This window comes from Enterococcus sp. AAFC-DPL-6103, assembly GCF_058216595.1.
This window is the reverse complement of the sequence record NZ_CM177102.1, coordinates 939,519-961,591: the sequence shown is the minus strand read 5'-3', so window position 1 is coordinate 961,591 and position 22,073 is coordinate 939,519. Positions and strand designations below refer to the sequence as shown.

The window sequence follows — 22,073 nt, the reverse complement described above, 5'->3', positions numbered from 1 at the left end:
ATGGAAAAAACAAAATTTAGTCGCAGTTACTTGATTGTCAACGAGGTTTTTAATGCGATCACTCACGGAATTGGTGCTGGATTAAGTATCGCTGGCTTAGTCATTTTGCTCATTAAAGGCGCACATCTTCATTCTCCTCTTCACGTTGTCACTTATGCCATTTATGGATCTATGATGATTCTTTTATTTTTAACTTCAACGTTGTTTCATTCGTTGATTTTTACCAAAGCAAAAAGCGTTTTTCAAGTCTTTGATCATAGCTCTATCTTCCTATTGATTGCTGGAAGCTATACACCTTTTTGTCTTTTAAGTGTGAAAGGTTGGTTAGGATGGACACTTTTTGGTTTGATTTGGATTTTTGCGATTGCTGGAATTGTTTATAAATCACTAACCTTGCACAAAAAAGAAACGGTCTCAAAAGTCTCAACCTTCATTTACATTGTGATGGGTTGGCTTTGCCTGATTGCTGCAGTACCTCTTTACCATTCATTAGGTTTAACGGGGATTTCATTAATGGTTTTAGGTGGACTTTCTTATACAATCGGTGCCTTTTTCTATAGTTTGAAATCCGTTCGCTTCATGCACGTCGTGTGGCATCTTTTTGTTATGTTAGGTGCAGGATTCATGTATTTTTCTGTCTTATTCTTTACTTGATTCCAAAAAGAACGCATAAAAAAAGACCTTTGCGCGAAGTACGTGCAAAGGTCTTTTTTATACATACGAGCGAAATTAAAAATTCTTGTCGTTTTTATTTTTCGTTTCGTTGATACGTTTCAAATTGATGTACATAAGGATTGGCTTCATCTACTTCACCTGTACTGACATTGATCAATGACCAGTCTTCCCAATCAACAGTTGGAAAGTATGTATCACCATCAAAGGCGTGCTGAATCACGGTGCGATACAATACATTACAGTAAGGTAAAAATTCTTGGTAAATGGCAGCACCACCTGCGATAAATACAATGCCATCTGCTTTTTTTTCAAAAGCAAGGACTTCTTCTAGTTCATGCATGATGGTTACGCCATCTGCTTGATAATTTTTATCATGTGTAAGGACGATTGTTTGGCGGTTTGGCAATGGTCGACTGCCCATTCCTTCAAATGTTTTTCTGCCCATTACTAAAATATTTGATTCGGTTGTTTGTTTAAAAAACTTCAAATCATTCGGTAATCGCCAAGGAAGTTGCTCATTTTTTCCAATCAGTCCATTTTCATCTTGTGCCCAAATTGCAGCTAGCATCTTCTCATCCTTTCTTACACAGCAATCGGTGCTTTAATTGCTGGATGTGGTTGGTATCCTTCTAATTGGATATCCTCCATTTCGAAATCGAATACAGATTTTTTTTCTGGATTCAAACTTAATTTTGGAAACGCACGTATTTCACGACTCAATTGCTCTTTCATTTGTTCTACGTGATTGGAATACAAATGCGCATCACCTAGCGTATGAACAAATTCACCAACTTCCAACCCTGTTTCATGCGCAATCAAATGAGTAAGCAATGCGTAACTAGCAATGTTGAATGGAACACCCAAGAAAACATCACCACTTCGTTGATACAACTGACAACTTAAGCGACCTTCAAAAACATAAAACTGAAACATAGTATGGCAAGGAGGCAACGCCATACTTGGTACATCTTCAGGATTCCACGCTGAAACAATCAAACGTCTGGAATCTGGCGTCGTTTTGATTGCTTCGATCACTTCTTTGATTTGATCAATAAAACTGCCATCCTTTGTTTCCCAATGACGCCATTGATACCCATAAATATGTCCCAAATCTCCATATTTTGCTGCGAATTCTGTATCATTGATGATTTTTTCGCAAAATTGTTTACTTTGTTCTTGATAAAGTTCGTTAAACGCCTCATCAACTAAGCTTCGATGGCCAAAGTCCGTCATATCTGGACCAGTGTAATCTTCGCTTTTGATATAGCGTTCAAACGCCCATTCATCCCAAATATGATTATTGTTTTCTAAAAGATAGCGGATATTCGTATCTCCTTTTAAAAACCAAAGTAATTCACTTTTAATGAGACCAAATGGGACTCTTTTAGTTGTTAACAATGGAAAACCTTTTTGTAAATCGAAACGCATTTGATAGCCAAATGTACTAAGTGTACCTGTTCCTGTTCGATCACCTTTTTGATTTCCTTCTTCCAACAACTTTTTTCCTAAATCAAGATAAGCTTGTTCCATTCATTCTCCTCCTAATTATCGGCCCACTCACTAAGATATTCCCAGCGAGCCATTTTTTCTTCCAGTTGCTCTTCTGTCAAACTTACTTCTTTTTGTAATTCTTGAAGACGTGTGAAGTCATCTCCTTGATGGTTCATTTCTTCTTGCAGTTCATCGAGTTTATTTTCTAACTCTGCGATATCATCTTCAATAGTTGCCCATTCTTTTTGTTCCATATAAGAGAGCTTTTTCTTTTTTGTTTCGTCTTTTGGTGTAGCTTTTGGCTTTGCTTTAGCAACGACTACTTTGTCTTCTTCCTTTTGCTTTTCTAAGTAGTCGGACATGTCTCCGTAAAAAAGTTCCTGCCTGCCGTTTCCTTGAAAAACAAGTAACTTATCAACTACTTTATCTAAGAAATAGCGGTCATGGGACACAGTAATTACTGCACCTGGAAATGTTCGAAAATAATCTTCCAAAATGGTTAACGTAGCAATATCTAAATCATTGGTTGGTTCATCTAATAATAAAACATTCGGTTGTTGAATCAAAAGTTTTAATAAATATAAACGTCGTTTTTCGCCACCAGAAAGTTTACCAATTCGTGTGCCATGCATATATCTTGGGAATAAGAATCGCTCCAATAATTCGGCTACACCAATTTGAGCGCCGTCAGCTGTTTTAACTTCTTCTGCAGCTTCTTGCAAATAAGAAATCATTCGTTGATCTGGCGCCATCTCTTCGTTTTCTTGTGTGTAGTACGCTAATCGCACCGTTTCCCCAATAGAATATGTACCACTATCTAGGGTTATTCGTCCAGCCAAAATATTTAGTAAAGTGGACTTTCCAGCGCCATTTTTTCCAGTAATTCCTAGTCGTTCTTTTGCTTGAATCAACAATTGCAAATCAGCTAATAAAATTTGGTTGTTAATGGAATAATACCCATCTTTGATCTCTAAAACTTTTTTTCCAAGACGCTGTGTTGCGATGTTCAACTCTAAGTCTGCTTCCTGGTTTACTTGGTACAAGTTTTCTTTTAAATCTTCAAAGCGATTGATTCGAGCCTGCTGTTTTGTGCCCCGTGCTTGCACACCTGCGCGAATCCAAGAAAGCTCTTGTTTGTATAAACGCTTGCGCTTTTCTTCCTGTTCAACTTCGACACGATCACGCTCTGCTTTCTCTAGAACATACGCTTCATAATTTCCTTTATATTCATGAAGCTCACCAAACGCCAATTCAAAAATTCGATTCGTCACTCGATCTAAGAAATAACGATCATGGGTAACCATTAGTAATGCACCACGATACTGCTTCAAATAAGATTCAAGCCATTCAATTGCTGCATAATCCAAATGGTTTGTTGGTTCATCTAACAATAATAAATCTGGTTCATCAATCAAGACTTGAGCTAAGCTCACACGTTTCTTTTGCCCACCAGAAAGTGTACCAATCTTTTTATCTAATTCACTGATACCTAGCTTTTGCAAAATAATTTTTGCATTCGTATCTGTCGTCCAAGCATCTTCTTTATTCATTGCTTCTTCCGCTTGTGCATATTGTTTTTGTGCAGCTGGATCATCACCATTAGCACTCAAGCGTAGCAAAGCTTCTTCATAGGAACGTACTGTTCGAATAAGAGGGCTTGTACCCTGGAAAACTGCTTGTAGAACAGTTAACTCATCTGAAAAATCTGTTGATTGTGATAAATAGCCTATTCGGTAATTCGTTGGATAAAAAACTGTCTGGCGATCCCCATCACCACTATCTATGCCGGCTAAGATATTTAAGAGGCTAGTCTTACCAGTACCATTTGTTCCAATCAATCCAATCCGATCTTTTTCATGAATCAAAAAAGAAATTTGATTAAACAAATCTTTTTCTCCGTAAGTTTTTTTGAGGTCAGTTACTTTTAATTCTTTCAACTTGTCCCCTCCTTATCTCGGTTATTGTATCATAAAATCCATAAGAATAATGAGACTTTTTCACTTAACTATTATCAGAAACGAAAAAGCAAGCTTGAAAGAAAAATCATCATGATCTTTCTTTCAAGCTTGCTTAAATTCATTATTTATCGTACGCTTGTTGCTTCATCTTTTTGGTTTGCAGCTCGCGCTTTTTTCGACCATACACAAATCGTAAAGGTGAAGTATCAGCCGGTTTATTCATTGTGTAGGATTCTAAAAGATTGATATTTTTTCGATAATCATTTGCTGAAAAAGTGGTAATCGTTTCAGCAACTTCGTATTCATCGACAACTTTTCGTTCCAAATAATAGCCTCGAAGCATTTTTTTCGTAAATAAAGTTTCTTGTTGAATCATCATTGTAGAGAAAAAGTTTTTCGACATAATCCGCATTTCTTGCGCTTTCCTTTGTTCAATAAAGAATTGGATCATCACATCGCCATACACATCTGTTAGGTTGTCCAAGCTTTCAATAATCAATTGTGTATTTTTATGGTAGACATCTCTTACATCACTAATATCTTTTTTTGTAACAACGGTTTGTTGCTCTCTGTTGCGACGTTCCCAGAACATTTTTGGATGCAAAATAATTCGAATGACTCGCCGAACAAATAATAACCAAAAACCGATAAAGGAGAGAATTTCACCTGTAATTGAGCGTTCAAAGCGTGACAAAAACCGTGAATAAAAGCGATAACCATTGACTGTCAATTTACCTGAACGATAGCTTTCATCTAATCCATCACGTTCAATCGACAAAATAAGTGCTTGGATTTCTTGTACTTCTTGTTTTTCATCTTCCGTTAAATCTTCAAAATACAGTTCTCGAATTCGTTCTTGATAATTTTCAATCACAGCTTCTGTCGCCAGATACTCTTTTGAATTTTTCGGTAAGTCTTTTGCTTCTTGGCGCAAACTTTCGACAACCTCTTCTAAAATCATTAATACGTTTAAATCTGTTCCATTTGTTTCTTGTTCTTCAGTCAAGATTGGTAATGCAAGAATCCCAACAACCAACGTAACCAAAATGACACCTGCAGTTAAGAATAGCAGCAATGATCGCTGGTGAAAGACCATGCCATTAATTGTCAGCGGCAAAATAAAAATTGTTGCTAAGCTGACTGTCCCCTTAACCCCACCAAAAGTTAAAATCAAAATTTCATTGAGTTCCTCTTTAAATCTAGTTAAGCCACCCTTAAATAAATAAAAAGCCGTAATTGAAACAAAACGAATGACAAACAACATCACTGAGATCAACAAAATGACAAGAATCAACATCCAATTGGGATAGGCCCCATTCTCCCAGACAGGCGAAAAGACTTGTGTCAATTCAATTCCTAAGAAAATAAACACGAGCGCATTCAGCGTAAATGTCACAGTGGTCCAAGTGCTATTGGATAAACTGGATAACTCTGCATCAAAAATCGTGATTTTTCGAAAACTGGATGCTTGTAATATACCAGCAACGACCGCAGAAATAATACCTGAAACACCAAAGACTTCTGCCAACACATATGCCAAAAAAGGTAATAAAAGTTCGATTAATAAATAGCCTGTCACATCTCTAGCCGAAGCTTTTTCAATCATGCTGATGACTTTTCGTTTAACCCAAACCAGCAAAAAACCTACAAGTGCCCCACCCAAACTTGAGATCACTAAACTTACTCCTGCATTTACCGCAGAAAAAGAACCAGTGATCAAGGCAGCTAACGCAAATTGGAAGGCTGTAACGCCCGATGCATCATTGAGTAAGCCCTCGCCTTCTAAGATATGCATGGCTTTTTTGGGAATATTCACTCGCCCTGACAAGGAACTGACCGCAACGGCATCTGTTGGCCCAAGCGCCGCGCCAAAGGCAAAACAGGCAGCAAAAGGTAAACTTGGTAGTAAAAACGACAGTGTCATTCCTACACCAAGCAAAGTCAAAATAACCCCACCAAAGGCTAGAAATAGAATTGTATCAAAATTTTTAAGAATTGATGTAACATCTGCTTTTTCACCTTCACGGAACAACAAAGGAGCAATGATCATCACCAGAAATAATTCTGGTTCAAAGTTGATGGACTCACCCCATTTTGTTAAACCTAAAATAACTCCAAGAAAAATTTGAATCAATGGTGCTGGTATTACCGGTAAGATGCGGCTGACTATGTTTGATGCAGTAATCGTTACAGCAAAGATGATTACTAATTCAGCAAATTCCATGGCCCATCTCCTCTATTTTTTATTTTGTGCAAGTACCTTTAAAAATTGTTCCTTTTTCTTCAAAATCTTACTTTCGACAGCTTCAGCTTGTACCTCATTGCCATCTAATTCACACTGTACTCGTTTTGATTCTAAACGAAGTAATTCATGTTTTAAACGTTCCATTTGACGATACGTTAAAATATTTTTCTTTCGTAAATAGCAAAGAATCCGACGACGATCTTCCATTGAAAATGCCCCATAGCGATCATGCAACAGTCTTTTTTGTTTTTCAAAACTCTCTCTCATTTTTCAGATCTCCTATATACAAACTGCACATTTGATAGCAAAACTTCGAACTCTTTTAATCGAGCTCATCTCTCGTTTCACTATTGTCCGTTTGCTGTTTACAATGATTTTTCAAAACCCTATTCTATTCCAAAAGATGCAAGATAGCAAGTTTTCCGCAAAAAAATTAAAAAGTTCTTTCAGAAAATAAAAATGAAGCTTTCATTTCACTGCACTAAGCGATTTTACAAATGGACACAGCAAAAAATGTATCCATTTTTCGCCCCGTAGTCGAGGAAAAAAACAAATACATTTTACTACTTTTCTATTCGAAAAATTGGCTGTAAACTTCTTCTACACGTTGTTCAGGATTGATGACGATGTACAAGCTTCCCGTTTGTTCACTGATTTTTGTTGATTGATATTGATTGTCCAAACCTTCTGTTCCTTTATCTAGGTAAGGGAAATAAACCATATCAGGCGTACCATTACGATATAAAATTTCCATCCGCTCAATATCTTCATATTTTAACGCACGGCTAAACATGCCCATTTCTAAGCCACCCAAGTTGATATCATGCGTTGCAACTGAGTCGCCTTCTTGAAAAATTTCGATTTTAAATCCAGCACATGGATGAATCTCAACAAATTCACTTCCATTGATTCTTCCAAAGCTCGTTGTGATTTGTTTGATCCATAAGTCACCAATATGACGACGATCAATCGTCCAAGTTTCTCCATTACGGAAATAAAATTTTAGCGCTGTCATTTCTTTTTTCATAAAAAATCTCCTTCTTCCAAATAATAATCAGCATTGCACTACAAGTTTAGCATAACAAATGTAAGTGGTCACATTTTAAGTTCTAAAAATAGTTTTTCATATTTTTTATGAAAAGAGAACTTATTGTCAAAGACGTAGCTTGGAGAAAACCGTGAATAGAAGTTGTAATTCAAAACATTTTGGCTCAATACTCTAGCCAGTAGTCATACAGAATAGCTCTTCATCTATTGAATGGATGCTAGCTACATAGAAGAGCTGTTTGAGAAACAACATTTATTCAGAAAAAGGGCGTGGAAAAAATATTTTTTTCCACGCCTCCTCTTATACTTTAATTACTGAGTTGCTCCTTCACGTAAGTCAATAATGCTTCACGCTCATTTTTCACTAGTTGATTAATGACCGCTTCTTCTGCTGAATGCAGTGCCTCACTGACCCATTGACCTGGTTTTCGCTCCATCGTAGCTAGTAAAATTTTCCCATCGATTGCTAAATCTCGTAATGATTTGATTGGAAGTTCTTGATAAGCCTCCTTTACTTTCTCAAGCTCAGGTGTTTTCGCAAAATAAACCATTAATTCTTCTACTTGAACAGCTGCTGTTTCCCCTAGTTGATACAGAGACATTGGTAATAACGGCCCCTGTTGTCGCAAAGTCAATCCTTGGACTAACGCCTGTACCTCTTTAATCATTTGATTGGAGCACTTCCAACTTTTCAAAAAAGGTCGGACTGCTGAACCAGCTAGACCTAATTGATTTAGTAGCAATGCCCATGCTTGACTTTCAGTTCTCAACGGAATATCTGGCAAATCAGCCATTCGTAGCAAGGCTTCACCTTCCTCACTTAGACTTGGACAATAGATGTAACATTCGGTTTCAACGAATGCTTGTAAACCTGCTCGACGATTTTTTCCCAAAAGCATTTTGACAAATTCAATATTGATTCGCTCAATAGAAATTTTCCCCAATAGGGTGTGGTTTTCTTTGATTGCTTCCATTGTTTCTGTTTCTAATTCAAAGCCCAATTGACTAACAAATCGCAGCCCACGCATCATTCGTAGTGCATCTTCATGAAAACGTTCGTGAGGATTTCCTACAGCTCGTAAAACATGGTTATGTAAATCAGCCAAGCCATCAAAAAGGTCGATGATTTTTCCGTCTTCTTTTAAAGCAAATGCATTGATTGTAAAATCACGTCGCTTTAGATCTTCCTCAAGCGAACGAACAAATTCCACTTTATCCGGACGTCGAAAATCTTGATAAGTCGATTCTGTTCGAAAGGTTGTAATCTCATATTGTTCCTCTTCTTCTAAGACTAAAACGGTTCCGTGTTCAATGCCGACATCAATCGTTCGAGGGAACAGCGTTTTGATTTCTTGTGGGAACGCACTCGTTGCAATATCCACGTCATGAATTTCCTGATGTAATAAGATGTCACGAACACTCCCGCCGACAAAATAAGCTTCATATCCGGCATGTTCTAATTTTTGTAAAACTGGAATCGCCTTTTGGTACTCCAGCGGTAATTGTTCTAATTTCATTTTTCTACCTCTTCAGTATTTCTCTTTGATTGGACGTTTATCCTTCGTCCCTTTGACCATCTTTTCTCTCAAATCGGTAATGATCTCTTCGGTTAAACTTTTCCATATTCTTCTCAAAAGTTTCTGTCAAATCAATATCTAGTGAATTAGCCATAATCATTGTAACAAAAAGCACATCGCCTAACTCTTGTGCAACAGAATTTTCTTTCTCCGTTTTCTTTTTCGCTTTTTCCCCATAAGAATGATTGACTTCTCGCGCAAGCTCGCCGACTTCTTCCGTCAAGCGTGCCATTTGAGCTAAAGGAGAAAAATAACCGACCTTGAATTGTTGAATATACTCATCCACTTCTATCTGCATACTTCTTAATGTCCGTTCGTTCTTCATAGCGTTCCCCTTTCAAGTTTATCCTAACAAAACTTTACAGTAAAACATAGCTAAGAGCAATTGTGAAAATGAAAATTACATGCTACATTAATATTGAATTGAAAAAATTTTCTAACTTTTTCAGCTATTTTAACGAAAGCAGGGATCACATGACATTATTAAAAACAATTAAAGAGGTTTTCTTTATTATTATTGGAACAAGTATCTATGCCTTTGGACTTGTCTATCTAAATATCGCAAATCATTTAGCTGAAGGTGGTGTTTCAGGGATTACTTTGATTTTACGCGCACTCTTTGGTATTGATCCCGCTTATACAACTTTACTTATCAATATTCCGTTGATTCTCATCGGGGGAAAAATTCTTGGTAGACGCTCACTCGCTTATACCATTCTAGGAACTGTTTCTTTATCAGCTGCTCTTTGGGTTTGGCAACGTGTCCCTATTGAGATCAATTTAGAACATGACTTATTGATTGTTGCTTTATTAGCAGGACTCATTGCTGGCGTGGGTAGCGGTTTGGTCTATCGTATGGGAGGAACGACTGGCGGTAGTGACATCATTGCACGTATTTTAGAAAAGAATTATGGTATATCTATGGGACGCTCATTACTCACTTTTGATATTATCGTGTTACTGGCTTCATTAACTTATCTTGATTTGAAACGAATGATGTACACCTTGATTGTTTCGTACGTATTCAGTCGAGTGGTTGATTCGATTCTTGATGGTGGTTATTCTGCAAAAGGTCTATTGGTTGTTTCTAATAAAAGTGATGAAATTGCACCGTTATTGATGACTGGTCTACAACGAGGAGTCACTTTTTTAAATGGTGAGGGTGGATTTTCTGGTTATTCAAAGAAAATCATTTACTTAGTTGTTAGTTCTAGCGAATTGGCCTCTGCCAAGCAAATCATCCATGAAATTGATGAACAAGCTTTTCTCTCCGTCATTAATGTTCATGAAGTTGCCGGTGAAGGATTTACCTATTTGAAGCCTCAAACCAAACGATTGAAATTCAGACAAAAAAAAGGGCTGTGACAACAATATTGTCACAGCCCCTTTTCTTTTAAATAAACGGTGCGCTTAAAACAACTCTTCGAAATAACAAACAATCTAAAGCTATTTTACATGTCTGCTATCTTGTCGAAGCCAAACATTTTGCGCCACCACCTTATCCATGGTGTTCCCCAAGCAGCTTCTTCGGCAATAAATTCTCTTTTCATAAAAAGAGGAAAAACGATTTTTAGAAACGCATCCTTATTGCTTGGAACTACAATTTTTTTGATTAACTAACGCCATTTTTATCTGACGCTTTTTGTGCATCTGCTAAAATTTGACGATTGACTTCATCGGATAGTTTCAAGAACGCATCCTTATTTCCATCTTCTAATGCTTGATCAATTTGTGCGTAAAGCATCTTTAAGTGTGCCTCTTGTTCTTTTACATGAAAGTATTTTTCAATTGCTTCTGTTTCTTCTTCCGCAATCGTTGATTCCCAAGTAGCAAAAGGATTGTCTTCTAAAATCGATAGATATTCACTCGTTTGCCACGCATCTTCAAAAAAACATTCCACATACAATGGTTCTGTTCGATTCAATCGAATTTCATGAAAGATCTGATCCGTATCAGTAAATACTTTTCCTTTTAAAAACAACTTCATTGGTTCACCAGCTACAGACAAGTCGCTGATTTGTAAGCCACGGGAAGTTTGATCCGCCCCCTCAACAAAATGAACATTTTTCAAAATCGCTTCATGACTTGACAAGTAATTCAAAATCCAAAAAACTTCACGACGACTAAATGAAACATGATTCACCATCCATGTTAGGAAGTTCTTTTTTTCTCGCACATTTATAAACATCTTGATCACCCCTTATGATAGATCATCTAATAAAGACAGGGCCTCCATATCTCCAGGTTCATGATGTAAGTAACGTTTTAATAGTTCTTTTGCTTGATCCAGTTTTCCTTCCTCACGTAAGAAAAATGCGTATTCTTTCAAGAAATCTGGTTCATGTTGCAACTCGTGGAAAGCTTGCTCATAATGGAGCGCTGCAACAGCAAAATCTTCTAATTCATTATACGCATGAGCTAAATTCCATTCGGCATACGGATTTGCTGTTTCTTCCATTTGGTTGACTGCATTAATAACATCTTCATAACGTTCTTCATTTAAATAAAGATTACTTAAAGTCAATAACGTATCATCTTGTTTTTCTCCTAACTCAAGAGCTTGCAACAATAATTTTTCAGCACTTTCTTTGTCATGCAAACGAAAGGCGTTTTCAGAAGCTAAATGATACAGTTCAACTTGATACGGATTTTCTTTGATTCCTTCTTCTAACACTGTTTGTGCTTCTTCAACCAATTCTTCTTCTTGTAGTGCTTGTCCTAAATACAAATAAAGTGATTGATAATGCGGATTAACTGTCCGTAATTCCTGCAGGTAATTGATTGCTTGTTGATTTTCTTTTAATTGTAAGTTCGTAAAAGCTAATTGGAACAATCGATCATCTGTACGTTCTTCTTCCAATGCTGCTTCTAATGGTTCGATTGCTGCTTCAAACTCACCTTGCATACTTAGTGATTGCCCTAAACGTTCTTGCATGGAAATACCAGAAATTTCTTTGATCTGACTGTTTAACAAGTTGTCATAAATAACAGCGGCCTCTTTAAATCGATCCACCGAAAAATACAATTCTGCTAAAGCAAATTGAATCAATGGTTCGTCGGGAAGTAAACTAGCTGCTTCTTTTAATTTTGCTTCACTTACTTCTGGAATACCAATTACTTGATACAGATCAGCAATGGCCAATAACGCTTGCGGATAATAATCACTCTCTTTACTTATCTTTTCTAGATACGTAAATGCTTCGTCAATTTCATTATCTTCAATCGCGATCTCTGCCAATGGAATATTTAAGCCATCATTTTCAGGATATTGCGTGACAAGTTGCTCAAAAATTTGTTTTGCTTCTTCTAAAAAGCCAATTGCTAATAGCTCTTCGCCTAATTCAGCTAAAACATCCGCTGGGTCTTCCTTTAAAGCCTGTACAAGTAATAGTTGCGCCTGTGCTAAATCTTCTTCAGACAAGGCTTGTAACATTTTTTCACTATACGTTTTCATTCAATTCCCTCTAATCTCATTGACAATTTGTTGATATCTTGTCATCATTTTCAACAATTCATTCTCGCTTGGTGAATGGTATCCTTCTATTATACCAATTTTTTCTAAAACAAGAATCTTTTTGCTTTTTTCTGCTAAACTCAAGACATTTTCTAAGTATTCAGCTTCAGATAGCTGCTCCAACCAGTCAATTGGATAACCAAGATGTTGCAACCAAATAAAAAAATTTTTCAATTGAAAAGAGATTGCATTACGCTCGACGTTCCAAACTAGTTGAAAAATCAACCCTAAAAATTTTTTCATACTTGCTGATAATAAATGTCCGTTTTCTGTTAGATAAAAAGCTTGCTCAAATAGTTTACCATAAGTTGCAAGATTTTCCGCCTCTTCTTGGTAAAAATAGACCAATTCTTCAAGCATTCCTGAAAAAGGAACGTTGTGTAATTTTTGCTGTGTTGAGTAATTTTTGTATAAGCTCTGTAAGAAACCATAATCACAAACCAATCCACAAACGATAAACGTCAAAAAGTCGATTTGTTTGCCTTCAACTTGGCGATCACTAATCGTTTGGTCATAGAAAATTCGTTCAGGCAAATTCTCTGTTTCTAAAACAGCCTGATAAGGTAACTGTAAAATACTGCGTTTGTTTGTTAATGCCCCACCGAATGAACGAGCAGATACAGGAATCAACCAAAGCTTTGTTGTAAGAATCGTGTGTTTTTGAAAAAAACTAGCTAATTCCATCATTCCTTCATTTCCAAATCCAATCACAACCAGCTGCTGATTTTCCGAAAAACGTTTGACATAGTCTAAGAGATGCGCAAGTTCTGTTAAGTTATTGCATTGTGCACTATTCGTACAAATATACCAATCAACATTTGCCTGATTTGCAAAAAAATGATTTATTTTTTCTGAAAACAAATCATAATAACGCTGATTAGTTAAGAACAAGATTGGTTCTCTGATAGCCAATGGTTTTAGTAGACTGCTTAACGTTTCACCGTAAGAAATCGTTGTGGTTTGTTCAACCATGGAAAACTTAAGTTCCAACACGCATCCCCCCTTTTCTTTATTTTACCATTATTCAGGAAAATCCTGAAAAGAAAACTGATATAGCTTCTTCAACTATTTCAACTGAAACAAGTCAACAAACGATACAGACACAACCAGAAAAACAACTATCAGAAGAACAAACATCAGAAAAAACAGAAAAAATCCGAAGAAAAAGCTAGCGTCGATCCTGTATTAGCAAAAGCACTAGCTACTAAAACGATACCGCTAACAGAATTTACTTATAATCCTTATGATTTCGACTTAGATCAAGCCACGATGACAATGGCACAGCTAAATGTATTGGGTAGATTCAAGATGAAAATCCAGCTGGACTAATTGGAGTGGAATATCATTGCTTTGCTTGTGATAGCATTTGGACTGGCAAAAACTGCACTTACGATTGGTCAAATCAACAAGAAAGCACTAGAATCACTAACTTCACAATTGTTGGGGAACCTTGTGAACATCAAAAAGCGTTAAAAAATAATGGGTATATCAGTTGATAACCTTAGTTGATCTTTTTTTATTTTATGTACCAAGTTGACACAAAACACAATTATGTTTTGTGCCAACTTTTGTTAATCCTAATCATTTTATGTTAGTGTGACCGTTTTGGGATTGTTAATACATATTCATTAAAGTCTACATCTTTTGCACCACCTACTGTATTTCCACTACTATCATTAGTTAACCGAATTTTGATATAAGCTTTCTTACCAGCTTGTTTCGTAATATTGATGCTTCCATCAAAGCCTGGCTTGTTATCATTAGCTAATCCGTAAATTGCATTTACATCTGGGCGTGCAATATTTTTTGATTGTTGTCGTTCAATTTCGTTACCAGTCTCAGCGTCCATCAAGAAGATAAAACAATAATTAAAGGTCTGTTTCCCAGCATGTGCCCAGCCTGCTCCACGGAAAGAACCAATCGGATTTTCATTATAAATATCTAGTTTTGCAGTCATTCCATTAATCGTTTTTGCTGGACTTCCTGCAATAATTTCATCATGTTCATTATCTCCTTCGCTACTTCCATCTGGCTGCAAAGTTGGATCATCATAATATTTATTGATTTGAGAAATAAAATAATCTTGCATTTTGGCAGTAACCTCTGTTGGTATAGCAAACGTCGAATCAAATCCACAATGTTCCATCAATGAGCGCTTCGGACATTCAGTTGCTGAAAACTGATGATGACATTTAACGGTGTCACGATTGACTGATAAACCATAATAATGTAAATCAATTGCAGCCTGCCAGAAAACATTTTGTTCTGCTTGTAAGAATACTACTTTGGACGTTTCGCGATTACCACGTACTTCATAACCAAGATAACTATTATTACCTTCTGAATTCGCCACGTGCCAAGCCCGATTGTAAGTATCTTCCGTGCGAATAATTGTCTTTTCGTCCACATAATAATGGGCAAATCCAGCTTCTAATTGTTTAGGTGTCATATTTTCCAAACGATTCATTTCTTGTTCAGCAGTTGTATTTGTCCAAGTATTGTGAATGACAACACCTTTTACACTTCCCACCCGCTTACCTGCTACGCCACGACAAACGGAATTATTGATAATTTTGACCATTATTTTTCCCCTCCATTTTCTTCTTCACCTTGTTTTTCTGATGTGTTTTTTAATTTACTAAAACGATTTTTGACAAATTCTGGTACAGGAATGCCTAACTGTCCTAGATTTTCAATTACGGAAATACCATAAACAGCAATGTAAGAAAAGACAAACGCTGTTGCTACTCCTTCAAACCCCATAATTTTTAGATACGGATATGAAATCAAAACCAAGCCAATAACTAGTAGGTGTTTTACAATCCCCATTAAACCTTTTGTACTATTCGTTTCTTTAATTAAAATTCCTTTGCAAATACCTGTCACAATATCTGCAATCACAATCCAAACAAAAATTTGGATGTAAATATTATTTAGTAATCCTCGGAATTCATTCCATAATAATAAATTATCGATAATCAATCTGTTACCACCTTTCAATTTTTATTATTTGTCCTAAAAAATAGACATGCCTATTTAACATGCCTATCTCTAATTTAAAACATATAATCAAAATCAAATTTTTACCCTATTCTAATTTTTTCAGTCATCTTAGCTCAACGTTTTTTGAAACGAAAAACGTTGAGCTAAGTAGAAATCACCACCTTATAATAACTTCAAGAAAATTTTTCAATTCTAAATTAGTTTTCTTCATTTTTAAGAAGCAAGTTAATTAATTCTGAAATGTTTATTTTCTTGATGATATTATTTTAGCCTGTTGACTACGAAAAAAATTCCTGAGTTTTTCCAAAGTTACAAACCTAACTCATCTGCAACAGCTTCAAAAAAATCATTTCTTAGTTCGTAAGCTTTACTTTTACTAATAAACAAGCGTTGACTCATTCCCAATAAATTGACTGTTGCATTTTTTTGTAAATAGAGTTTCTCGATGATTTCTTTTGTATTTTCATCCGCGCGCGCCAAACAGTCTTTCACCACATCACGGTTTCTTTCTAAATTCCAAAGTCGGCGATCCATTGCAATCGTGATAGCCATCCTTTCAGTTGCTACGTTATGGTTTCCTTGACCACGAATAGAGCTATTCAAATCGGCTTCTATAAATGGATGGCGTAATTCTTCTTCTCTTTGTTTAATATACGCATCTGTTTGATAATAATCAGATAAAATATCCTTAATATAATTAAATGTTGATTTTCGCAAAATGCTCCACTCCTAACTAATTTTATATAGGTAAAATATTTTATTGACGTCATTCTCTTACTATTACTATCTTCATAAAAAAATATAATTATCTTGAAAATCTAAACTTACATTGACTTACATCATAAAGTTTTATAAAATAAAAGTAACAAAAACAACATTTCTTATTCACTTTGTTTTTGCATAAGTAATCTATAAATAATATTATCCCATTATTTTATAATTTTCAACATTTTTATAAAAAAATATAAAAAGGAGTTTTTATAATGAGTTTATACGAAAGAGTTTCGAATCTTTCAAAAAAACAAGGAATCAGCTTAAATAAGCTTGCAGAAGATATTGGGCTGTCAAAAAATGTGATCTATCAGTGGCGGACAAGTAGTCCAAAAGCGGAAACTCTTGAAAAAGTCGCAGAATACTTTCACGTTTCAACAGATTATTTACTTGGACGAACAGATACACCTTCTTTGGGCACCAAATCAACGATACCAGAGGATCTCAATAAAATCTTAGACAATGTGAAAAGCTTTGATGGAAAACCGATGACGGACAATGACAGAGAGGCCATTCGCGCATTTTTAGAAGGACGAATGAGTAAGTAAGGAGTCTTTTTTATGGAAAAAATAAAGGAGCTACTCGCTAGTCATGGAATTGAGCTAGTCGTGATGGAATTAGAAAAAAGAGGCTATTATTTTGATGACTTGAATCTAATGGTCATCAATCAAAATCAATCAGAAGAAAAGCAAAAACAAGTGATCCTTCATGAACTTTATCATGCACTAAACCATTCAGAATTCAATGCATTATATAGCAATCCTGTCTTCCACTCAAAAATGGAAAACGAAGCGAATACTTCGATGATCAATTATCTGATTCAAGAAAATGATGGGCAATTCAACTACACAAGTGTATTGGAAGAATTTAATTTGGGATTAGGGTGGGAGTGTCATCTGAAATAAACAATACGTTTTGGAGACACATTACATTAATTGAATATTTTTTATGCCTCTTTATTTTTACTAATCAATAATGTAATTGTACTCTACATAAAAAGCGCTTGTAGCCATATGGCTACAAGCGCTTTTTATTACACAATTATTTAACTGCGTCTTTCAATGCTTTACCTGGTTTGAATGCAGGTACTTTGCTAGCTGGGATTTCGATTTCTTCACCAGTTTGTGGGTTACGACCTTTGCGAGCTGCGCGTTCGCGAACTTCGAAATTACCAAAACCGATTAATTGAACTTTTTCGCCGTTAGCTAAAGCATCTTGAATAGTTGAAAATACAGCGTCTACAGCTGCAGTTGCGTCTTTTTTAGTTAAATCAGTAGCTGAAGCAACTTTTTCGATTAATTCTGCTTTGTTTGCCATGGATTAGATTCACCTCCTCAACAAGAGATATGATGTAAAACATCAACCAATTATACAATCTGAGTGGTCCAGAAAGTTTAATAGAAATATTGACTTACTTCAATATTCTGTTATCACGATATCATATAAACCGCTTAATGGCAAGGTTTTTACTGATTTTAACGTGCTTTTTTTGGTCATTAAAACGTAATAAAAGAAAGTACCTTTATTCTTTGAAAAAAAAGAATGACTATGGTAAAATGCCTATTTTCTTCTTCTTGGAATGATTCGAATCGAAGTTCCCTCAAAAGTGAAAGCCTTACGAATTTGATTTTCTAAAAATCGTTCATAAGAAAAATGCATTAGTTCTTCTTCATTAACAAATACCACAAAGGTTGGTGGCTTAACAGCCACTTGCGTTGCATAAAAAATCTTCAAACGTTTGCCTTTGTCTGTTGGTGTTGGATTAATTGCTACAGCGTCCATGATGATATCGTTCAATACTGCGGATGAAACGCGTAGATTTTGATTCATGCTAACATCTTCAATCATTTCTGGCAGACGATTCAAACGTTGTTTCGTCACTGCAGAAACAAAAATAATCGGTGCATAATCAAGATAACGGAATTCATCACGGATTTCTTGTTCAAAATCACGCATGGTGTTTGTTTCTTTCTTCACTAAGTCCCATTTATTCACCACGATGATGACTCCGCGACCTGCTTCGTGTGCATATCCCGCAACACGTTTATCTTGTTCACGAATTCCTTCTTCAGCATTTAAGACCATCAAAACGATATCTGAACGGTCAATGGCACGCATAGCACGCATAACACTGTATTTTTCAGTATTTTCGTACACTTTCCCGCGTTTTCTCATCCCCGCTGTATCAATCATCAAGAATTTTTGACCACTTTCTGATACAAAATGGGTATCGATTGCATCACGAGTCGTTCCTTCAATGTCTGAAACGATTACGCGATCTTCACCTAAAATTGCATTGATCAAAGAAGATTTGCCGACATTTGGACGACCAATTAAACTAAATTTGATGGTATCATCGTCTTCTTCTTCCGTGTCAGTGGCAAAATATTTGACTGCCTCATCTAAAATATCACCAATTCCCAGACCATGACTCCCAGAAACAGGGTATGGATCACCTAGTCCTAATGCGTAAAATTCATAAATATCATTACGCATTTCAGGATTATCTACTTTGTTAACTGCTAAGATAACAGGTTTATTACTACGATATAAAATCTTTGCAACCATTTCATCCGCGTCAGTGATACCTTCTCGTCCACTAACTACACAAATAATCACATCTGCTTCATCAATCGCGATTTCTGCTTGATGCTTAATTTGTTCCATAAATGGTTCGTCACCTAAATCAATCCCGCCTGTATCGATCACGCTGAATTCACGACCTAACCATTCGCCTTTTGCGTAAATACGATCACGAGTCACTCCTGGAGTATCTTCGACAATCGAGATACGCTCGCCAGCGATGCGGTTAAAAATCGTAGACTTACCGACGTTCGGACGGCCAACGATTGCAATTGTTGGATTTGCCATATTTTTTCCTCCTCACAAGTTTCCAATCCTACTTAGTTTAACGAATGAACCCCAAACTTTCAAGCTTAGTTAATCAATTCCTCCAACTATTTTAGATTTTTCTTGATTATCACTAATCAAGAACGAAAAAATAAGACCAAGACAAAAGCTGTCACTTTCGTCTTGGTCTTAAATTACATGACTTAATTATTTATCTGATTCGTCGCCCGTCGTTTCTTCCACTTCTTCTTTTAACGCATCACCTAAAATATCACCCATTGTGAATCCAGTATTTTCTTCTGGCAATTCATAGGATTCAATATTTTTTGGTTCTTCTTCAGAAGCAGGTTTTTCTTCTAAAGCTTTGATACTTAAAGCAATTCGATGTTCATCTGGATTAACTTCTAATACTTTCACATCAACTGTTTGACCTTCTTGAAGTACTTCATGAGGTGTCGCAATATGTTTATGTGAAATTTGAGAAATATGAACAAGACCTTCTACCCCAGGGAAAACTTCTACGAAAGCGCCAAAGCTTGTTAATCGTTTAACTGTGCCTTCTAGAACAGCTCCAACTGGTGCTTTTGATTCAATGTCTGTCCAAGGTCCAGGTAATGTATCTTTGATTGATAGTGAAACACGTTCTTGCTCAGGGTTGATTGATAAAACTTTTACGTTTACTTCATCCCCAACAGCTAATGCATCACTTGGTTTTGCTACGTGACCATGAGAAATTTCTGAAACATGAACAAGTCCGTCAATTCCACCTAAGTCAACAAAAGCACCAAAGTCAGTCAAACGTGCAACACGTCCTTCAATGACATCTCCTTCATGAATAGCAGTTAATACTTCTTTTTTCTTTTCTTCTTTTTCAGATTCAACCACTGCTTTATGAGAAAGAATCAAACGATTTTCTGATGGTTCGATTTCAATAATCTTGAAGCTCAACGTTTGCCCTTTATACTCTGAAAAATCAGCTACAAAGTGATCTTCAACCATTGATGCAGGTACAAATCCACGTACGCCAACATCAACAACTAAACCACCTTTAACTACGTTTGTTACTGGTGCTTCGATAATTTTACCAGCTTGGAAATCTTTTTCGATATCTTCCCAAACTTTTTTTGCATCTAAACGGCGTTTGGATAATAAATAACTTCCGTTTTCTTTATCTTTACCAATTGTACTAATAACAACTAAGTCTAAAAGATCGCCAACATGAACAAGCTCATCAATGTCATCTACAGGTAATGTCGATAATTCTTTTGCTGGAACGACACCTTCAACGCCAGCACCTTCAATTCCAACAATTACTTGTTTGTCTTCAATAGCTAAAACTTCACCTTTAACTACATCGCCAACACTAACTTCTTGGACGCTCTTCATTGCATCTTCCATTGACTGATTGCTATCTGCTTGATTTTGATCAAATTCTGTCATAACACTTGTCCTCCTAACCAACATTATGCCGTAAGTACGGTATTAATTTAAGTTTAATTGATTCTTAAAAAAAAATAAAGCGATTTCGCCCGGTTTATTTGAAAATTCTCAACTTTCCGCTTATTTCATCGTTTTTTTTTCAACCAAGCCTTATAATTGATAGCCTTTTTCGGAAACAACTTCTTTAATCATTGCTACCACTTCTAAAATAGATTTTCCCGTTGTATCAATTCGTACGGCATCTTCTGCTTGTTTCAACGGAGAAATTTCACGTGTCGAATCATAATGATCACGTTCTTGAATTTCTTTTGTTAGGGTTTCTAAATCAGTTGGGATCCCTTTTTCTTGGTTTTCTTTGTAACGGCGTTGTGCCCGTTCAGAAACACTTGCTACTAAAAAGATTTTGATCTCTGCATGCGGTAGAACGGCTGTTCCAATATCACGTCCATCCATTACCACGCCACCATCTTCACCAATTTGCTGTTGAATAGCAACAAGCTCTTCTCGGACTTTTCCATGTGCTGAAACTTCTGAAACAGCTTTTGTCACATCAGGCTGACGAATTTCAGCTGTCACATCTTGTCCTGAAACAAACACATGCTGGCCATCTGCTTTTTGTTGGAAAGAAATTGGATTTTCTTTAATCAAAGTAACTAACCCAACTTCGTCAGCAAAAGAAATTTGATGCTTGATTGCCAGATAGGTCACTGCTCGATACATAGCTCCTGTGTCGGTGTAAATATACTGAAAATCTTTCGCTAAAATTTTTGCTACAGTACTTTTGCCAGAAGAAGCCGGCCCATCAATTGCAATACTAATCTTTGTCATAAAAACGCTCCTCAAAAAAAAGCCGCAAAATGCGGCTCACATTATTTCACTCGTAATTCCTGTCCAGGATATAACATATAACTGTTGGGGTCCATTCCATTTAATTGGAACAATTGATCAATCGTGATTCCAGCACGCTCAGCTACTTGTTTTGGTCCTTCACCCGCTTGAACAACTGTCGTTGAACCAGCCACTGCTTCTGTTGATGAAGAAGGTGTTGTTTCTGTTTCTTGTGTGACTGTTTCACTTGAAGCTGGTGGTGTAACTGGTGCAACTGAACTTGAAGTTTCTGGTTCAATAATACTTGATTCTACAGTTTCAGAACTTTGAACTGTTGCAGTAGTTGAAGAGACAGTTGTTGACTCTTCTTTTGAACTCATGGTTGAACTTTCCACGATTGATGAAGTTGTCGATGTTGAAGTCGAACTTGCTGCATTATTACTTGAACCATTTCTAATCCAGAAGTAAGCTCCTGCAGGGATTGCGATACAAAGTACTAATAAAAACAAAAAGATTGATAAGAAAACAGTATTTCCTTTCTTTTGTTGTCTTTGAGAGCTTCTTGAAGAATTTTCATCTTCAGTATCATAAATCGGTTGCTCCCACGGTTCTTGTGTTTCGTTATTTTCTGATGATTGATGTCTATCTTTTCTGCTCACCTTTGCTACCTCCTA

23 protein-coding genes are annotated in these 22,073 nt (G+C 36.2%); 4 read left to right on the top strand and 19 right to left on the bottom strand.

Going from position 1 to position 22,073, the window contains the following annotated elements:
• Entirely contained in the window at positions 1-654 is a 654-nt protein-coding gene (trhA, locus tag AC4BC3_RS04765) for a PAQR family membrane homeostasis protein TrhA (protein WP_490467103.1), read from the top strand.
• Between the two features lie 94 nt (positions 655-748).
• Here the strand turns inward: trhA and AC4BC3_RS04760 are convergent, their stop codons facing one another.
• From AC4BC3_RS04760 to AC4BC3_RS04725, 8 genes are all read right to left on the bottom strand, one after another.
• Positions 749-1,243, bottom strand: coding sequence for a dihydrofolate reductase (locus AC4BC3_RS04760; RefSeq protein ID WP_206910052.1), 495 nt, complete (start codon positions 1,241-1,243; stop codon positions 749-751).
• Positions 1,244-1,257: 14 nt separating this feature from the next.
• Positions 1,258-2,205: a thymidylate synthase gene (locus AC4BC3_RS04755; RefSeq protein ID WP_490467102.1), complete on the bottom strand. Its 948-nt coding sequence runs from the start codon at positions 2,203-2,205 to the stop codon at positions 1,258-1,260.
• 11 nt (positions 2,206-2,216) lie between these two features.
• Entirely contained in the window at positions 2,217-4,103 is a 1,887-nt protein-coding gene (locus AC4BC3_RS04750) for an ABC-F family ATP-binding cassette domain-containing protein (RefSeq protein ID WP_490467101.1), read from the bottom strand.
• Positions 4,104-4,245: 142 nt separating this feature from the next.
• Positions 4,246-6,348: a cation:proton antiporter gene (locus AC4BC3_RS04745; protein WP_490467100.1), complete on the bottom strand. Its 2,103-nt coding sequence runs from the start codon at positions 6,346-6,348 to the stop codon at positions 4,246-4,248.
• 12 nt (positions 6,349-6,360) lie between these two features.
• Positions 6,361-6,636, bottom strand: coding sequence for a hypothetical protein (locus AC4BC3_RS04740; protein ID WP_067484952.1), 276 nt, complete (start codon positions 6,634-6,636; stop codon positions 6,361-6,363).
• A 304-nt stretch (positions 6,637-6,940) separates the two neighbouring features.
• Complete coding sequence (locus AC4BC3_RS04735; RefSeq protein WP_206910043.1) at positions 6,941-7,396, bottom strand: hypothetical protein; 456 nt, start codon at positions 7,394-7,396, stop codon at positions 6,941-6,943.
• Between the two features lie 328 nt (positions 7,397-7,724).
• On the bottom strand, positions 7,725-8,933 hold the full coding sequence (locus AC4BC3_RS04730; RefSeq protein ID WP_490467099.1) for a CCA tRNA nucleotidyltransferase: 1,209 nt from the start codon (positions 8,931-8,933) through the stop codon (positions 7,725-7,727).
• 37 nt (positions 8,934-8,970) lie between these two features.
• Positions 8,971-9,318, bottom strand: a complete 348-nt coding sequence (locus AC4BC3_RS04725; RefSeq protein ID WP_490467098.1) for a nucleotide pyrophosphohydrolase — start codon at positions 9,316-9,318, stop codon at positions 8,971-8,973.
• Positions 9,319-9,467: 149 nt separating this feature from the next.
• Between AC4BC3_RS04725 and AC4BC3_RS04720 the strand changes: the two genes are divergently transcribed.
• Complete coding sequence (locus AC4BC3_RS04720) at positions 9,468-10,358, top strand: YitT family protein (protein ID WP_206910040.1); 891 nt, start codon at positions 9,468-9,470, stop codon at positions 10,356-10,358.
• A 247-nt stretch (positions 10,359-10,605) separates the two neighbouring features.
• On the opposite strand, the gene AC4BC3_RS04715 is transcribed toward AC4BC3_RS04720, so the two are convergent.
• The 6 genes from AC4BC3_RS04715 to AC4BC3_RS04690 all read right to left on the bottom strand — a co-directional run bounded on the left by AC4BC3_RS04715 (position 10,606) and on the right by AC4BC3_RS04690 (position 16,227).
• Positions 10,606-11,181 (bottom strand): ReoY family proteolytic degradation factor, encoded by a 576-nt coding sequence (locus tag AC4BC3_RS04715; protein WP_490467097.1) that lies wholly within the window; start codon positions 11,179-11,181, stop codon positions 10,606-10,608.
• Positions 11,182-11,193: 12 nt separating this feature from the next.
• Complete coding sequence (locus tag AC4BC3_RS04710; protein ID WP_490467096.1) at positions 11,194-12,447, bottom strand: tetratricopeptide repeat protein; 1,254 nt, start codon at positions 12,445-12,447, stop codon at positions 11,194-11,196.
• A complete protein-coding gene (locus AC4BC3_RS04705) occupies positions 12,448-13,479 on the bottom strand; it encodes a hypothetical protein (RefSeq protein ID WP_490467289.1) in 1,032 nt (343 codons plus the stop codon).
• Between the two features lie 619 nt (positions 13,480-14,098).
• A complete protein-coding gene (locus AC4BC3_RS04700) occupies positions 14,099-15,088 on the bottom strand; it encodes a peptidoglycan recognition protein family protein (protein ID WP_490467095.1) in 990 nt (329 codons plus the stop codon).
• Positions 15,088-15,489, bottom strand: coding sequence for a phage holin family protein (locus AC4BC3_RS04695; protein ID WP_242589959.1), 402 nt, complete (start codon positions 15,487-15,489; stop codon positions 15,088-15,090). Before AC4BC3_RS04695 ends, AC4BC3_RS04700 begins: the two co-directional genes overlap by 1 nt.
• A 330-nt stretch (positions 15,490-15,819) precedes the next feature.
• A complete protein-coding gene (locus AC4BC3_RS04690; RefSeq protein WP_206910031.1) occupies positions 15,820-16,227 on the bottom strand; it encodes a DUF722 domain-containing protein in 408 nt (135 codons plus the stop codon).
• 266 nt (positions 16,228-16,493) lie between these two features.
• On the opposite strand from AC4BC3_RS04690, the gene AC4BC3_RS04685 reads away from it, so the two are divergent.
• Together AC4BC3_RS04685 and AC4BC3_RS04680 are read left to right on the top strand one after the other, a co-directional pair.
• Positions 16,494-16,829, top strand: a complete 336-nt coding sequence (locus AC4BC3_RS04685) for a helix-turn-helix domain-containing protein (RefSeq protein WP_206910029.1) — start codon at positions 16,494-16,496, stop codon at positions 16,827-16,829.
• Between the two features lie 12 nt (positions 16,830-16,841).
• Positions 16,842-17,186 (top strand): ImmA/IrrE family metallo-endopeptidase, encoded by a 345-nt coding sequence (locus tag AC4BC3_RS04680; RefSeq protein ID WP_206910027.1) that lies wholly within the window; start codon positions 16,842-16,844, stop codon positions 17,184-17,186.
• Positions 17,187-17,322: 136 nt separating this feature from the next.
• Here AC4BC3_RS04680 and AC4BC3_RS04675 read toward each other — a convergent pair whose 3' ends face one another.
• The 5 genes from AC4BC3_RS04675 to AC4BC3_RS04655 form a co-directional block, all read right to left on the bottom strand.
• Complete coding sequence (locus tag AC4BC3_RS04675; protein ID WP_002290178.1) at positions 17,323-17,598, bottom strand: HU family DNA-binding protein; 276 nt, start codon at positions 17,596-17,598, stop codon at positions 17,323-17,325.
• Between the two features lie 243 nt (positions 17,599-17,841).
• On the bottom strand, positions 17,842-19,152 hold the full coding sequence (gene der, locus AC4BC3_RS04670; RefSeq protein WP_206910025.1) for a ribosome biogenesis GTPase Der: 1,311 nt from the start codon (positions 19,150-19,152) through the stop codon (positions 17,842-17,844).
• A 186-nt stretch (positions 19,153-19,338) separates the two neighbouring features.
• Positions 19,339-20,571, bottom strand: coding sequence for a 30S ribosomal protein S1 (rpsA, locus tag AC4BC3_RS04665; RefSeq protein ID WP_206910022.1), 1,233 nt, complete (start codon positions 20,569-20,571; stop codon positions 19,339-19,341).
• A gap of 150 nt (positions 20,572-20,721) precedes the next feature.
• Positions 20,722-21,399 (bottom strand): (d)CMP kinase, encoded by a 678-nt coding sequence (cmk, locus tag AC4BC3_RS04660; protein ID WP_206910020.1) that lies wholly within the window; start codon positions 21,397-21,399, stop codon positions 20,722-20,724.
• A 41-nt stretch (positions 21,400-21,440) separates the two neighbouring features.
• The gene (locus AC4BC3_RS04655; RefSeq protein WP_206910018.1) at positions 21,441-22,058 is read right to left on the bottom strand and encodes an SAG1386/EF1546 family surface-associated protein; all 618 of its coding nucleotides are present in this window, start codon (positions 22,056-22,058) and stop codon (positions 21,441-21,443) included.
• Positions 22,059-22,073 lie beyond the last annotated feature (15 nt).